The sequence below is a fragment of the Ferrimonas sediminum genome (assembly GCF_900100175.1).
GTDB lineage: Bacteria > Pseudomonadota > Gammaproteobacteria > Enterobacterales > Shewanellaceae > Ferrimonas > Ferrimonas sediminum.
On record NZ_FNEM01000007.1, the window covers coordinates 39078 to 54415 of the forward strand.

The 15338-nt window shown below is 56.5% G+C and carries 14 protein-coding genes; 9 read left to right on the forward strand and 5 right to left on the reverse strand.

Features of this window, described 5'->3' with window-relative positions:
- Nucleotide 1: 1 nt before the first annotated feature.
- The 5 genes from BLT77_RS09950 to BLT77_RS09970 all read left to right on the forward strand — a co-directional run bounded on the left by BLT77_RS09950 (nt 2) and on the right by BLT77_RS09970 (nt 5810).
- Nucleotides 2-676: a response regulator transcription factor gene (locus BLT77_RS09950; RefSeq protein WP_090365123.1), complete on the forward strand. Its 675-nt coding sequence runs from the start codon at nt 2-4 to the stop codon at nt 674-676.
- Entirely contained in the window at nt 666-1880 is a 1215-nt protein-coding gene (locus BLT77_RS09955) for a sensor histidine kinase (protein ID WP_090365124.1), read from the forward strand. The genes BLT77_RS09950 and BLT77_RS09955 overlap by 11 nt, the downstream gene beginning before the upstream one ends.
- A 341-nt stretch (nt 1881-2221) precedes the next feature.
- Entirely contained in the window at nt 2222-2968 is a 747-nt protein-coding gene (locus BLT77_RS09960; protein ID WP_090365125.1) for an outer membrane protein OmpK, read from the forward strand.
- 15 nt (nt 2969-2983) lie between these two features.
- On the forward strand, nt 2984-4732 hold the full coding sequence (locus BLT77_RS09965; protein ID WP_090365126.1) for a flavocytochrome c: 1749 nt from the start codon (nt 2984-2986) through the stop codon (nt 4730-4732).
- A 67-nt stretch (nt 4733-4799) separates the two neighbouring features.
- On the forward strand, nt 4800-5810 hold the full coding sequence (locus BLT77_RS09970) for an FAD:protein FMN transferase (protein WP_090365127.1): 1011 nt from the start codon (nt 4800-4802) through the stop codon (nt 5808-5810).
- 56 nt (nt 5811-5866) lie between these two features.
- Here BLT77_RS09970 and BLT77_RS09975 read toward each other — a convergent pair whose 3' ends face one another.
- Nucleotides 5867-8191, reverse strand: a complete 2325-nt coding sequence (locus tag BLT77_RS09975; RefSeq protein ID WP_245709917.1) for an OmcA/MtrC family decaheme c-type cytochrome — start codon at nt 8189-8191, stop codon at nt 5867-5869.
- 532 nt (nt 8192-8723) lie between these two features.
- Here BLT77_RS09975 and BLT77_RS09980 point away from each other — a divergent pair.
- The 3 genes from BLT77_RS09980 (at nt 8724) to BLT77_RS09990 (ending at nt 11859) form a co-directional block, all read left to right on the forward strand.
- Nucleotides 8724-9698, forward strand: coding sequence for a LysR family transcriptional regulator (locus BLT77_RS09980; RefSeq protein WP_090365128.1), 975 nt, complete (start codon nt 8724-8726; stop codon nt 9696-9698).
- Nucleotides 9695-10663 carry a LysR family transcriptional regulator gene (locus tag BLT77_RS09985; RefSeq protein WP_090365129.1) on the forward strand — a complete coding sequence of 323 codons (969 nt, stop codon included), beginning with the start codon at nt 9695-9697 and terminating at the stop codon, nt 10661-10663. Before BLT77_RS09980 ends, BLT77_RS09985 begins: the two co-directional genes overlap by 4 nt.
- Before the next feature lie 272 nt (nt 10664-10935).
- Nucleotides 10936-11859, forward strand: a complete 924-nt coding sequence (locus BLT77_RS09990; RefSeq protein WP_090365130.1) for a M14 family metallopeptidase — start codon at nt 10936-10938, stop codon at nt 11857-11859.
- A 65-nt stretch (nt 11860-11924) separates the two neighbouring features.
- Here BLT77_RS09990 and BLT77_RS09995 read toward each other — a convergent pair whose 3' ends face one another.
- Complete coding sequence (locus tag BLT77_RS09995; protein ID WP_090365131.1) at nt 11925-12857, reverse strand: VirK/YbjX family protein; 933 nt, start codon at nt 12855-12857, stop codon at nt 11925-11927.
- A 238-nt stretch (nt 12858-13095) separates the two neighbouring features.
- Entirely contained in the window at nt 13096-13893 is a 798-nt protein-coding gene (locus BLT77_RS10000) for a hypothetical protein (protein ID WP_090365132.1), read from the reverse strand.
- 107 nt (nt 13894-14000) lie between these two features.
- Between BLT77_RS10000 and BLT77_RS20605 the strand changes: the two genes are divergently transcribed.
- Nucleotides 14001-14132: a hypothetical protein gene (locus tag BLT77_RS20605; RefSeq protein ID WP_281241973.1), complete on the forward strand. Its 132-nt coding sequence runs from the start codon at nt 14001-14003 to the stop codon at nt 14130-14132.
- Here BLT77_RS20605 and BLT77_RS10005 read toward each other — a convergent pair.
- Both BLT77_RS10005 and BLT77_RS10010 read right to left on the reverse strand, forming a co-directional pair.
- Complete coding sequence (locus BLT77_RS10005) at nt 14129-14359, reverse strand: hypothetical protein (protein WP_090365133.1); 231 nt, start codon at nt 14357-14359, stop codon at nt 14129-14131. The genes BLT77_RS20605 and BLT77_RS10005 overlap by 4 nt on opposite strands.
- A gap of 85 nt (nt 14360-14444) precedes the next feature.
- Nucleotides 14445-15224 (reverse strand): nucleoside phosphorylase, encoded by a 780-nt coding sequence (locus tag BLT77_RS10010; RefSeq protein ID WP_090365134.1) that lies wholly within the window; start codon nt 15222-15224, stop codon nt 14445-14447.
- Nucleotides 15225-15338 lie beyond the last annotated feature (114 nt).

Here is a 15338-nt window from a genome sequence, read left to right on the forward strand (position 1 = left end):
CATGCTCGTCCTCCTGGTCGAAGACAACTGCCTGCTGGCTAAGAACATCGTTCACTTTCTTGAGCTCAACGGCATCGACTGCGATTACGCCAGCACCCTGCACCAGGGGGGCGAGTTGCTGTTCCAGTGTCACTACGACGCCCTGATCCTGGATCTGAACCTGCCCGACGGCGACGGCGTTCAGGCCTGCCAGCAGTGGAAAGCCCAATGCCTGCCGACCCCAATCATCATGCTCACCGCCAGGGGCAACCTCAACGACCGCCTCAAAGGCTTTGAAGTCGGCGCCGATGACTATCTGGTGAAACCCTTTGCCCTGCCGGAGCTGGTGGCCCGCCTGAGGGTAATCGCCGAGCGTCGTCCGGCCCCCAAGGTGCTCAAACTGGGAGACCTTGAGATTGATTTTGGCAGTCATCAGGCCTGGCGCCAGCAGCAGCCGCTGGCGCTGTCGAAAACCGGCTGGCAGATCCTCTCTTTACTGGCCAGGCGCAGCCCGGAAACGGTAGAACGGGAAGAGATTGAACGGATGCTGTGGCCCGACACTCCCCCGGACAGTGACAGCCTGCGCAGCCACCTTCACCTGCTCAGAAAAGTGGTCGACAAACCCTTCGACAGCAAGCTGATTCATACCCTGCGCGGCGTCGGCTTATGCCTTAAGGTCAGTCAAGATGAAGCCTAAACTCAGCCTTAAACGGGTCTACCAGGGCTATGGTCTGGCATTTCTTGCCATCACCCTGGCCATCAACAGCATCATCCCCCTGTGCATGATGTGCACCGGCATGTTTTCGATGCATGAAATCACCATGAATAACGCTGGCCAGGCCGCCGAACAGCTCTTCATGGCCAATGGAAAGGCCTTTATTACCGATAACATTCAGGTATTTGACAGTTGGCAATCGGTTCCCAGGCAGGTGCGGGCCATCAACGACTTTGTCCCGCCCAAACAACCTCAGTCCATCAGCTACCAACACGTGGATGGCCCCTTTATCGATGCCTTGATGCTGTATCAGGGCAGTGACCAACGCCCCTACTACGTCTGGCTGCACTACAATGCCACTCACGACTTGGTGTTTGCTCCCAAAAACATGACCGCCATTTTGCTGCTGATCGTGATGACCTTCGGCGTGGTCGCCAGCCTGGCGTTCTACATGCAAAGCCAGGTCATCACGCCGGTGCACCAGATCAGCCAGGCCATCAAGCAACACGACTGGCAGAAGATGCTGCCACTGCAGTTCCCCAAACAGTGCTACGCCGAACTGCAGTCCATCGTTGACGCCCTGGAAGGCTCGATACGGCAACTGAAACAGGCTCAACAGCGAGAGCTGAGTTTTCTGCGCTTTGCCAGCCATGAACTGCGCACCCCCATCGCCATCTGCCAGTCCTCATTCGATATTCTAACCCTTCAGCAGGGCCAGCTGAGCGGCCCGACGCTGCACGCTCGCCAGGCTACCGCCCAGATGAAATCGATCACCGAAACCCTGTTGTGGATGATGGATCCGGACTGCAGCTCCATGAACCCGTCACCGGTTCACCTGAACCAGATGCTGAGTCAGATTGTCGAAGATCAGCAGCACGCCCAGGGCAGCAGCATTCCGGTCACTCTGGACGGTGACGCCACCCGGTTGACCACGCTGAAAGAACCCCTGTCCATCGTGCTCAACAACCTGATTCGAAACAGCCTGGAACATGGTGCCGATGGCATCGACATTCAGCAGCGGGGCAGCCGCATTGTCATCAGCAACCCCATGACCAACAACAACCACAGTGGCTTCGGCCTAGGGCTGATGCTGGTCAAACGCCTGACCAGCCAACTGGAGTGGCAGTTTGAGATCGACACCAGCGACAACCGCTTCCGGGCGTCGCTGACGCTGCCGGATGGCTAATTCCGACGGATAGACGCAGGCGCCCTCTGGGCGCCTTTTTTTGTATTGGGTGCACTTAAAAAATCAAAGCCAACGATTATTAAGTTGATATATAAAACAAAAAAGATTATTTTGACGTTAATTTCACAAAGGCAAGACATTGATAAAAAGCCAAACCAATCAAGTTCCATCAAATTATTTAGAGCCGCTCACAAATTCTCTCGCATTTGATAAAAACGATTTCATTCACTTCCTCATTCCACACACTTTAATAACCGACAACCCAACCTCGGAACCACCTCGCAGTCAATTATTTCCAACTCGGTATTCTAAACAGGAATTTTCAGCTAGGAATCCCTCAGATGAACACCAAGTTAATCGCAGCACTGTCCGTACTCCTGGTGGCTCCCGCCATGTCAGCCACCTCACTGGACCTGGGCTACAAGGCCTATACTTCAGATACCCGAGACGACAACGCCGGCGCCTACAACCAGCCATTTTTAAAACTAAGCCACTTTAACAAAGCCGACTGGGGCACACTATTTGCCTATGTAAAACTGGAAAACCCAGGCGAAGTTAAGGACGCTCAACACGGTGCTGACGGCAAATTAACAGTTAAATCTCTGGCCATTGTGGATAAACAGATTGGCAGCAGCAATCACAACTTGTGGATGCAGAATTTCCTGGTCTCCAATCGCACCGTAATGGAAGACAATCTGTATTTGGGCCTGACCACCAATCAGAAATTTGGCGACCTGTTTATTAATGCCGGTGCCGGCATTAACTATTCCGCCGCTTCCTTTAGCCCCACCAATGCCAGCTTCGATGGCCTCAGTGGTGCAGCCGCCGTCATCAATGCCCGCTACCCCTTCGCCCTCGCCGGTCTGAAACACAGCCTGACCGTTAACTACGAAGGCCAATTCGGCCGTGATGGCGAACACAAGCAGACCCTGGGTTACGACAGCTACGGTCATCAGCTTATCACTACCCTGAAAACCAACCTGACCAAATCCGTGTACACCAAGCTGCACCTGACCCAGTTCGACAGCTGGGGGGCCACGCCCAACGACGGCATCGAGTACGGCATCGCCATCGGCATGAGCTTTTAAAGAGAGAGACATCCTGTGTTAAAGAAAACTCTAATCTCCAGCGCCATCCTGGCCCTGGTCGTCGGCTGCAGCAGCCACGTTGACAGCCCCAGCGTCACCAGCGAAGGCAAAGCCTTTGGTAAGCATGGTGAAATCCAGGTGCAAACCGAGGTCAAAGATGGCCAGCTGCTGGGCATCCAGATTCTGAAACAGAACGAAAACAAGGTGCTCGCCGCCTCGGTCTTCACCGAGATGAAAGACGCGATGATCGCCAACAACAGCACCGAAGTGGACGGCATCAGCGGTGCCACCATCACCAGTGGCGCCTTTAAAGAGGCAGTCAACAACTCCCTGGATGCGGCCGGTGTCACCCTGATTGCCGGAGCAGCCAAAGCCAAAAAGCAAGCCGATGTGGCCACCGAGCAGCAGTTTGATGTGGTGGTTATCGGTTCCGGTGGTGCCGGGTTCAGTGCCGCCATCACCGCCAAGAACGCCGGTGCCAATGTGGTCATCATCGAGAAGATGCCAACCGTCGGCGGCAACAGCCTGATCACCGGTGGCCAGATGAACGTCCCTGGCAACTGGGTTCAGAAACAGAAAGGGATCGAAGACAGCATCGAACTGTTTGTCAAAGACACCCTCAAGGGGGGCGACTATCTGGGCGATCCGGAGATGGTTCAGATTCTGGCAGAACAAGCCCTGCCGGCCGCCGAGTGGCTGCGAGATTACATTCACGTCGACTTCTATAAAGATCAGCTGTTCCAGTTTGGCGGTCACAGCGTCAAGCGCGCCCTGATCCCGAAAAACCACACCGGTGCCGAATGGATCAGCAAGTTTATGGCCAAAACCGATGAGCTGCAGATTCCCATCCATACCCGCACCACGGCCAAGGCCCTGATTCAAGATCAGAATGGCCGGGTTATCGGCGTGGAAGCAGAGAAGAACGGCAAGACCATCAGCTACTTCGCCAGCAAGGGCGTGATACTGGCGACCGGTGGATTTGGCGCCAACGTCGAGATGCGTACCCGCTACGTCCCTGAGCTGGATAATCGCTACGGCACCACCAACGCCCGCGGCATCACCGGCGACGGCATCGTGATGGCGGAAAAGCTGCACGCCAAGACCCACAACATGTCCTCGATTCAGACCTACCCCATCTGCCACGTGGACACCGGTGTGATCTCGCTGATCGCCGACTCCCGATTCTTCGGTGCCCTGCTGGTGAACAAGCAAGGCAAACGCTTTGTGGAAGAGCTGGAACGCCGTGACGTCATCAGCCGCGCCATTCTGGCCCAAACCAACCAGCAGGCTTATGTCCTGTGGGGCAACGAGATCGAGCAAGCCGCCAAAGTCGTGGGTGTACACAAAGATGAGTTCGCTGAGCTGAACCGCAAAGGCTTCATGTACAAAGCCGACAGCATCGAAGAGTTGGCCGACAAATTTGGCATCGACAAGCAGGCTCTGATGGCTCAGGTCGGCCGGGTCAATCAGTTTGCCAAGCAGGGCAAAGACCAGGAGTTCAACCACCGTGGCGGCCTGAAAACGCTGCTGCAGCCTCCGTTCTACATGCTGGTTGCCAAGCCTTCGGTACACCACACCATGGGCGGCCTGGTCACCGATACCCACACTCGGGTCATCGCCGACAACGGCCAACCTATTGAAGGCCTGTTTGCCGCCGGTGAAGTGACCGGCATGACCCACGGCTCCAACCGCCTGGGTGGCAACGCCATTACCGACATCACGGTGTTCGGCCGCCTTGCCGGCCAACAGGCAGCCGCCAACTAAACCAAGGTTTACTCACCCTATAAGGCCGGCCTTCGAGGCTGGCCTTTTTCATTTCAGGAACCCCGCCATGAAGCTTCTGCCTCCCGTCTGCGCCCTGCTGGCACTGCTCAGTCTTGCCTCCTCCGCCGCCCCCCGAATGCGCCATATCGCCGGAGACACCATGGGCACCACCTACACCATACAGTGGCGCCAAGACTCGCCCCGACAGAGTCCCCACCAGGTACTGCTGGCCGTTCAGCAGCAACTGCAGCAGATCAACGCGGGCCTGTCGGTATTTCGACCCGACTCAGAGATCACCCGGGTCAATCAGGCGCCCACCGGCCAACCGATCATGGTTTCAGAGGATCTGTCTACCGTGGTCGCCATCGCCAGCCAGATCAGTGACAACACCGACGGTGCCCTCGACATCACCCTGGGACCGGTAATCGAATTCTGGGGCTTTGGCCACCAACCCCGGGACCTGAATCATAAGAATCGCGGCCAGTTAGAGCGTGCCCGCAGCCACACCGGCATGGCGGGGTTCGAACTGCAACAACGCACCCTGACCAAACAGATTGCCGGCCTGGCCTTTAACCCCTCCGCCGTGGCCAAAGGCTATGGCGTCGATCGCGTCGCGCTGGTGTTGGATCAACTGGGCATTGACCACTACCTGGTGGAGATCGGCGGCGAAGTCAAAACCCGGGGCCAACCACAGCCCGGCCGCGACTGGCAGGTTGCCGTGACCCGGCCAGAAAAACTGAGCCTGGCCTTGCAGCAGATCGTGCCCCTGAAGAACCTGTCCATGGCCACCTCGGGAAACTATGTTAACTTCATTGAAAACAACGGGGTGCGCCTTGGACACATCATCGATCCCCGCAGCGGCTACCCCAGCCTCAGCGATACCCTGTCGGTGACCGTGGTTCACTCCAGTTGCGCCGTTGCCGACGCCTACGCCACTGCGCTGATGGTACTGGATGCCGAACGCGCCCTGGCCATCGCCCGCCGGCACTCCCTGGCGGTGATGATCATCGAGCAATCCAGCACCGGCCCCCGCAGCCACTTCAGCGAGTCGTTCAAGCGACTGATCCACCGCCACTGAGGCACAAAAAAAGCGCCCGAAGGCGCTTTAACTCAGTTGCAGGGAAATGCAACGTCTTAGTGAGCACCACCGGCGTGCATCACGTCAATACCGTAGGTCTTGCCTTCGGCGTGACAAGTCCCACAGGACTCGACCGGCAGATCCGCGCTGGTAGAAGGCTCACCCTCTACGTAAGAGCCGTTACTCTTGAAGTGCGCCAGCGCCGCCGGACTGGAGTGGGCGTGACAGGTTCGGCACGCTTCCGCTACAGGCGACAGGTAGCCGTCGTTGACACCATCAAAGTTCAGATCCACACCCAGAGCTCGCTTGCCGGACGCCAGACCACCGTCGGCGGCAAACAGGGCGGTATCATCCTTGTGGCAGGCCACACAGCTGTTGGCCTGATCCGGATAGCCCTGAGTCTCCATGCTGCTGTCCAGATGGATGGCCGGGAAGCCACGGTTGTCGTCCCACAGACCGGTATGGAAGCGGTGGGCCACCGCAAACAGGTCACGAGTGTGGTAGCTCAGGCCATCGATGGTCTTAAACACCGGATTACCATCGGCATCCACCTCGTCGGACTTGTACTCCACGGTAGAGTGGTAGGAACCGCCCCAGGTTTCATTGTGGCAGTTCATGCACTGGTCAAATTTGAGGTTACCGTAGTGCTTGGCGTTGGCCAGCGTATCGTGGCAGTTGTTGCACTTGGCTTCATCGGCAGTGATGCGATCCGGCTGGCTGAAACGGGACACCAGGGCATCGCTGCCGTCGGCGTTGGCCAGATTCCAGTAAGCCGTCGGCATAGTAATGGCGGTATAAGCCACTTCATACTGAGGTACAGGTTCGGCAGCATCGCGATCCACATAGCACTCCACCAACGCGCCGTCCTTACTGCACAGGGAGATACGGGAAGCCAGGTAGAGGCTCATGCTATCCAGATTCAGGTCACCGGCCAGAGTCGCGGTGATCTCACCACCAGCGGCGGCATTACCGGACATCTCTACATAGCTGTTGTTGGTCACCGTACCCTCTTCATCCACACTGCCCACCATCACGGTGGAGTAAGCTGGATTACCATCTTTGTCCAGCTTGGTGTAGGGCAGAAGGTCGAAGCCATCAGCAACGGCTTCACCATCCTGAGTTACCGCCAGGGTCACCTGCAAGGTGTCATCATCGCCTTCGATGGCGCCTTCGGTGTACACCACATCCACGACTTGTGCCTCGATAGAAGCGGTTGCCTTGGTACGGTCACCCACGTTGTGGGCACTGCTCATCCACTCGGTGGTGTGACAGCCGCCACACGCCGCAGCGTCAATGCCGGCATGGGGCACCGCCAGCGAATCGTCATTTCTGAAGTCGATGTGGCAGGCCTGGCAGGCTTCGGCATAGACATTGGTCTGCCAGCTTGGCTCGCCATCGTGACACACGGTACATTCGTTCAGCTCGGACGGGAACCCGATTTCACCGAACATCTCGTGGGCTTCGCCAGTCAGTTCTTTACCCAGAATGGTATGAAGCTTATGACCACCGTGGATGGTATGCACCATGGGGCCAAAGTCAGCGTTCCAGCCGATGGCCGGATCGTCCTGGCCACCGCTCAGTGCCGGGTTATGACAGGCTACACAGTTTTCCACTTTCTGATAATTGTGGTGGGCTTCAATGTTGGCAATGCGGCCATCCTGCTCGCCGTGGCACTGGATGCAGGCGGCGCTGCTGACGGTGTCTTTTTCAGACTGTGCCAGCTCTCCGGTGGCCGGAATGTAGTCCAGCGGTGAGGAGAAGATCTTATCGGAAATCCCTTCACCGGCGGCATTGACGATGTTGTAAGCCCTCATGAATACCCGATGCAGATCATCGGCACTGGCGGACGCCAGAATGACCGGCGCCGGCCCCTCATGGGTCCAGGTACCGGTGTAGGTACCCGGGTTGGCCTCGTCTTCCACCAGGGTGCAGGCATTCACCTCATTGCCCCAGGAGATGGTGGTGCCCTCTGGGGTACAGTACATGTAATAGCCGGCTTCATTGGCCATCACATGGTTGACCCACTGCTTGGGCGCACCGCCCGCGTCGTTGGCCTGTTCGTTCAGCACGTACAGCGCCACCTTATCCATGCCAAGGAAGGGCACATCTTCCCCTTTGGCATTTTTGCCGGTCACGCTAAACGCGATGGAAAACGGCTGACCGGCCGCGATGGCCAGGTTTTCAGGCAGCAGAGTAATGGTCATCTCTGCAGCAGACTCAATGGTTTCGGCAAAGCTGCCCGCAGGCAAACCAGGCTCTCCCGGCTGACCCGGTTCACCAGGCTGCCCCGGAGCACCATCTTTACCATCGTCACCATCACTGCAACCGGCCATCATCAAAGCCGATGCAATCAGCAGCGCCAACGGTGTTCTTTTTGTCATTCTCATCATCATTTCTCCAAAAATGGAATTCGCCCTCTAAGTGGCTGGAATAAATACTATTTGAAGTAACTAAACGATGAATTTGAACTGAGTCACTGTATTACAAAACAGCAACCAGGCCGCAGAAAAACCAAGAAACAGCTAGGATTCAGCGTGATACACCAAATCCAACGGTGTTATCGAAATGTATAATGCAAAGCCGATGCAACTTTGGAGAATACACTCAGGTTGCGACGCTTGCATTTATGAAACCTATTTTCAGCAATTCTGCCTGAGTGATTGGGGAACATTAAATATTAATGCAATTCGAGAAAGCCTCAACTGGTTGCATTAATGACTAATAAGGCGACAGAAATAATGAAATAAGTGACACTACTATCAATAAATTTGTATTTATCGCTACAGCCTAGCCGTTTTCGAGTGAATAAGAATAAACTTGCTGCATTAATTCTTGCTAATTCTGTGATTCTAATCAGACACCTGATTCACTCGATAACGTATAGTGCGATAAAAAGTGGGGTGAATCTAGGCGATGGACAAATTACGAGACATCAACATTTTCTCTTTTCAGGTCTTCGTACTTGTATACGAGTCACTGAATTCTCTAAGTGTGGCTCAGACACTGAATGTACCTGCATCCAAAATAAGCCGCTGTCTAAATAGCTTACGCCATGCCTTGGACGATCCTCTGTTCCATCGCAAACAATATGGCTTTGAGCCCAGTGAGATGGCTACGCGCATCTACCCAGAGATGAAACGGGTGCTGGAATTTGCCGGGCAGGCCTGCAACCTCGGCCAGGAAGAGAATAACCGCCTAAAGCAAGAGATTGTTATCGCCTGCCCCACCGGCTTATGTATCAAGCTGGCGCAATACCTTCAGGCAAGTGCAAATGAGAATAATCAGCATTTTACTTTTAATGTAAAGCCGATCACCCATCACGTTGACTCTGAAATTCAGCAGGGGGATATTGATGTTGCCATCAGCTTTGAGAGCTCTACAGCGGAAAGTGTGCGCAGTCAGTTTATTACCGAAGGCAATGCTTTGTTTGTCGTTGGCAACCATCAACACCCGATCTGGCAGCGCAGTATTCAGCCACAATTAAAAGAGATCATTGATTATCCGTTTATTGTCACCGATTGCCCGGCCTTTAACGACCGCATTGATCCTCTGGAAGTGTACGCCAATGACATCGGTCGCCACCTGACGATTGAAACCAAAGTCAGCGGCCTCACCGAGTTGGCCGACCAGCTGGAAACCAGCCACGGGTTGACCTTTATCGGCCAGAAATTCGCAGCTGAATTTATGGATCGCCTCAGCGACATCAGCATTCGCCGTCTGCCTCAGGATCAATTCGACCTGCTACACCAGCGTATGGGCGTGCCAAACTATTACCTGCTCAGCCCCACTAGGCAACAGCAGATGCCAGAATGGCTGCTGTCCTGCATCGAGCAATTCATCATTAACTCCGTGGTGCTGCCGCCGATTGAATCCAAGGATTACCCATGACCAGCGTCAATATCGACAAATTGAAAGACATCAACCTGTTTGTCATTCGCGCCTTCTGTCTGGTGTACCAACATGGTAACTCCATCGCCGTGGCTGGCATTCTGGATGTGCCACCATCGAAAATCAGTCGCAGCCTCAATGCACTGAGGCAGTCCTTCTCCGACCAACTGTTCATTCGTCGTCAGCACGGCTTTGAACCTACGCCTCTGGCAGACAACCTGTACCCCATCCTCAGCAGGCTACTAGGCGAATCGGAGGAGATCGCCGCCATCGGCCACTTCAAAGAGATGGACCACCACAATAACCTGCACATCATTACCCCACCGCAGTTGGCCATCAACCTGATTCACAGCGTGCGCTGTGCCGCCGAAAACAATAACGATCCTCACAGTATTCATCTGAAACTGTTCAACGACTCCACCCTGGATGAACTGGCCTCCAACCGCGCCGATGCGGTGATCAGTTTTACCCCGGCCGAGCGCGAAGGGATCCTGTCCAAAGCCATCGCCACCCCAAAGAAGGTGTATCTGGTCGCCCGTGAGGGGCACCCTATCTGGGACAACCCCAGCCTGGAGCAAATTGCCAGCTACCCCCATATCTTGTACGGCAACGCCTGTTACCCTAACAGCCAGTCACCGATGAAGTTTTACTGCAAGCGCAAGGGCATCCCCTTCCAACTGGACTCCATCGCCTCCGACATGGCTGCCATGTCCAACTCGCTGCTGGAATCGGATGCAATCTCTCTACTGGCATTCAGCTCTTGTGCCAGTTTCTTTCGGGACCTGAAAGGCATTCAGGCGATTCAGTTGAGTTCCCGCCAGTTTGAAGAGCTGATCAGTTTTAAAACCCCTAAGACCGTTTACCTGTGGCTTAAGCACGATCAGGATGGTCGGGTATCCACCCCCATCTGGCTACAAAAAAGCCTGGAGCAGCACATTCTTAATTCTCTGGGCCAGGCCGGTTAGAACATCCACGCGCCGGGGCACCCCCACAGCCCCGGAGTATGACTCCAAGTTCAATGACAGACTGCAGATAACCGCTGAGCAGAGGTCGAGTATCAGGCAGTAACGGACGATGGCCGACATTCAGTGACTGTCTCTCCTCGCCCCTGCCCCCGAAATCGGCCTGTGACCGACTCGACCCGCACTCGCCAGCACAACCACGACAGCGACGGTGTTCTGCTGCCGTCATCGCCCCTATACTGGTAAACCAAGCAGAACAATCATAAGAGGGAACGATGACCGATTCACGCGCCTACCCCATTGGTCGCCCCCACACCCCGTGGAGCGACGCCGATAAAGCGGCCTGGCGTGCCCGAGCACAGATTCAGCGCAGCTACCAAACTGAGGTGGTCAGCGCCATTCGCGCACTGGCCAATCGCTTCGAACTGTTGCAATACGGCGCCCTGTCTTACGACACCGAACGCTACCCGCTGCTGGCCCTGAAAAGCCACGACTGGCAGCCACACAAACCAACGGTACTTATCAGCGGAGGCGTCCATGGCTACGAAACCAGTGGTGTCCATGGCGCCCTGGCGTTTGCCGCCAGCCGGGCACAGGACTATCAGGCCCGCTTCAACCTGATCATTGCCCCCTGCGTCAGCCCCTGGGGCTATGAAACCATCAACCGCTGGAACCCCAATGCGGTGGATCCCAATCGTTCTTTCTATCCGGACAGCCCGGCGCAAGAGTCGGCGTCGCTGATGCGGCTGGTTGACTCCCTGCAGATCGAGTTGCTGGCCCACATCGACCTCCATGAAACCACCGACACCGATGAGCTGGAGTTTCGTCCGGCGCTGGCCGCCCGGGATGGGATCGAGTACGTGAAAGGCACCATTCCCGATGGCTTCTATCTGGTGGGGGACAGCGACAAACCCGAGCCGGAATTTCAGTCTGCCATGATCGCCGCAGTACGTCAGGTGACCCACATCGCCCCCGCCGACAGCGACGGCAATATCATCGGCTCGCCGGTGCAACAAACCGGGGTCATCAACTACCCCACCAAGAAGCTGGGCCTGTGTGCCGGCCTCAGTGATGCCCCCTTTGTCACCACCACCGAGGTGTACCCGGACAGCCCCACGGCCACGGCTGAGCAGTGCAACCAGGCCCAGGTCGCGGCGATCTGCGGGGGCCTGGAGTACATCAGCAACCGCAATAATTAACCCCGCACAAACCAGCCAGGCCGCGCGATGCGGCCTTGTTAACGTCTGCGGTACCGGTCAGTGCCTTAGTGAAGCGTCACCTGGTAAAGCTGCTGGGCAAACTGCTGCTCCAGGCCATCTAGCCACTCATAGCGTTTGTTGTACAACCGCCGTTTGCTGCGCTTAAGACTGGCGGTATCTTTTCGTACCGGCGTCAGCGGCAGCTGGAAGAGATGCGCATTCACTGGCTCGCCACCATGTTCCAGCCACTGGGCGTCGTAATCAAAACGTACCGCATTGCGCTTGCGGCCGATGTAGCGGGGAGACTGGTAGATGTGGCCCTTGTTGGTCACTGCGTAGACCTTCGCTAACCCCAGCTGCCGAGCCAGCATTAACGCCAGCTCCACCACCAGCGACTTGGGCCTCAGGCCGTGCATCCCCCTGGTCAGTGCCCGAATCACCTGTTCGCGGTTCTCAACCCGGTTGGTGGGCCCCTGAACCGCCCCGATGTACATAGCCCCGCCATCGCGCTCGGACAAGCTGAAACTGATGGTGAACACCCGCTGACCGAGGCGGTTTTTCACGCTCAGCCCCAGGCCCCCCTCCTTATTCAGCCCCTGATCCAGATAGATCTCATAGGACTGCGCCTCGTTATCCTGAACCTCCAGCAACTTAATGCCATGGCCGGTATAGATCGCTGCCACCCGAGGCCCAAAGCGCTGCAACAAACACTGGTGGTGGCCATTGATCTCGTCGATACGGCGCTCTTTATCCCATCCAATACACACATAGGGGCGAAACGGCTTACGCACCACCCTGGGATTAATTTGCAGCACCGGCTGCAGACATTCGGCATCCAATACCCGGGTAACCCGGGCAATGTCCCGAGCATGCAGGTTGCTCCAGACCAGGGTTGACGCGATGCGGAACCGCCGCTTCAGGCCCTGGTGTTTTCGGTTCAGTGATCGCGAGAGCCACAATAACGCCTTTTGATTTTCCACTCGTTCTCTGATGGACACCCTTACCCCTTAGCTTGCGAAACAGGAAAAACAACGGCGCTAGGGTAGGAGAAAGGAGGGGAGTGAAAACGTGATCCTGCGTCAGCGGTTAAGGGTGCTGACACAGGCTGACGAAAATCCTGACAACCGCTTACAGCAAACGGCTTGAATGGCGATGAATCAGGCAGAAAAACGCCATGCGCCAATAATCACATCGACGCACAACCACACCGTTGCCACAGCAAAGGTGCATCCCCGCTCAGGTCGACTTCAGAAAATGCTGAATGCGTTCCTGATACAGCTTGTCCAGCGCCTCGGTCACCGTCAGGGTGTCGTCACGATCAAGGTAGCGGTGCACCGCATTAACCACATAGCGACGGGACTGGCCATGCTGCTTGGCAAAGGCCGCACAGTGACGGTTGATCTCCCGCTCCGACAACTGCTGCTGCTGTTGCTGCTGAAACGCCAGGATCACCGCATCCAGGTTGTGGTTGTGCTTGGCCAGGCCTTCCGCCAGCTGGCCCTGTTTAATGCCGTAGGTACGACTGGCGTACACCAGCGCGGCCTTCAGACTGTCGAAACGCTCACCAAACACCCGTACCGGCTGCGGCTGCAACTGGGCAACCTCGATGCGGCTCCCCTCAAGCTCATAGGCATAACCGGGGTACCTACTGCGCCGATGGGCCTCCTCGCCGAGAGTCAGACCGGCGACGATGCTGTGCTTGAGCGAGCGATCCAGCTCCGCCACCTCATCCGGATTCCAGCGAAGATAGACATTGATGGCTTGCTTGTATTTGTTGGCCAGCCTGGCCTGAACCACATCCCGGCGCTGCAGCAACAGTCCCATGGTGCAGCCCTTCAACAGGGTCAGGCACTCCTTGCAGGCGGGCACCTGCAGGTTGTCGGCGGCCTGTTGATGATCCGCAAAGGCGTACCAGTGATCTCGGGGAGGGGCGAAATCCGATTCGGTGGCGATGCAGCCGCAATAGAAGCAGGTGTGAAAATGCGCGTCATCGGCGGCGCGCATAATGCGATAACGCGGTTCCAGTTCAGTCATTCACGCTCTTATTGAGGCTCAAGGGCAAGGGCGATTATTCTAGCCCAGAAGCCGTCCGCTTATCGACCCCGGGCATCCCGGCAAACAGAATCACGCCCGGGGGCCCCATGTTCTGGCAAGGGCAGCACGACTCAAAGGCCGGGGCGCCGCTCGACACCATGCCGCTGTCGGTCACTCGGTTTGGCAACGAGCCGAAGCCGTCGTTACCGCACTCCCCGGCCATCAACAGCGGCGGCTAGGACTGCACCGCCCTGTTGTGTCGGCGGGCCTTGAGCATCTGCGCCAGGTTGATCAACACACAGGCGCCGTTCATCAACGTCACCGGGTAGGCCTCGATGGCCAGACCGTATCCGGCCATGATCAGGCACCCCAGTGAATTAAAGGTCCGGAGAAAGTACACATTGGCCGACAGCAATGACACCGTAATCAGCGCCGACCCCAGATACCCCATCAACTCAACAGTCACAACAAGCCTCCTTAATTATGGCGTGGGCAAAACGCAAAGGAGGCCACCGTGATCACCACCACGTGAGACCTCCCGCGCCGAATCACTACAGCTTCAGGCCGGCCTGATGCAGGCGATACAGGGTTTCCAGGGCGATCTGGGTCTCCAGCTCGATTCCCTCCTCCAGCGGAAGGTTGCGTTTGCCCCAGAGGTTTTCACCGCGCTTATGATTGGCCGCCGCCGCACAGATGGTCGCCCCTCTGAGGCCTCGCCGGTGACAGACGGTAAACAGCGCCGAGGACTCCATCTCGATGTTCTTCAAACCCAGATCGATCAGTTTCTGAATCCACTCCGGACTTTCACCATAGAAAGAGTCGTCGGTGGAGGTGATACCCCAATGCACCTTGGCCGTCTTATCGTTGCAGTACTCCTTGGCCACCGATATCAGCTCCGAGGTCACCTCCAGATCGGCGATGGCCGGAAAGTTATCCGGCACGTAGAATTTTGAGGTACCCTCATTTTTCATCGCCCCGGTGGTCACCACCAGATCGCCAATGTCGATCTCATCCTGCAGGGCCGCGCAGCTGCCCAGGCGGATAAAGACTTTGGCGCCGATGTTGGCCAGCTCCTCGGCGGCAATGGCGGTAGAGGGGCAGCCCATGCCGGTGGAGGTGACGGAGATGCGAACCCCTTTGTAAAAGCCGGTATAGGTTTTGTGTTCCCGTTTGTGTGCCACCAGCTCGGCGTCATCTAAGTATTTAGCGATAATGTCGGTGCGAAAGGGGTCGCCGGGCAACAACACATATTCGGCCACGTCGCCATCAACCATACCGATGTGGTACTGGCGAATCCCCTTGGTTTTTTCATCTTTGTTTACAACAGTCATAACAGCCCTCGTCGTCATCTGATGACCTCTGTGCGGTCTCATTCGGCCAGGGCGTCCCGAGACCCCTCGCCTGCCAAAAAACGCCCTCATCTTAGCGCCGCCCCCCAGGGCCAC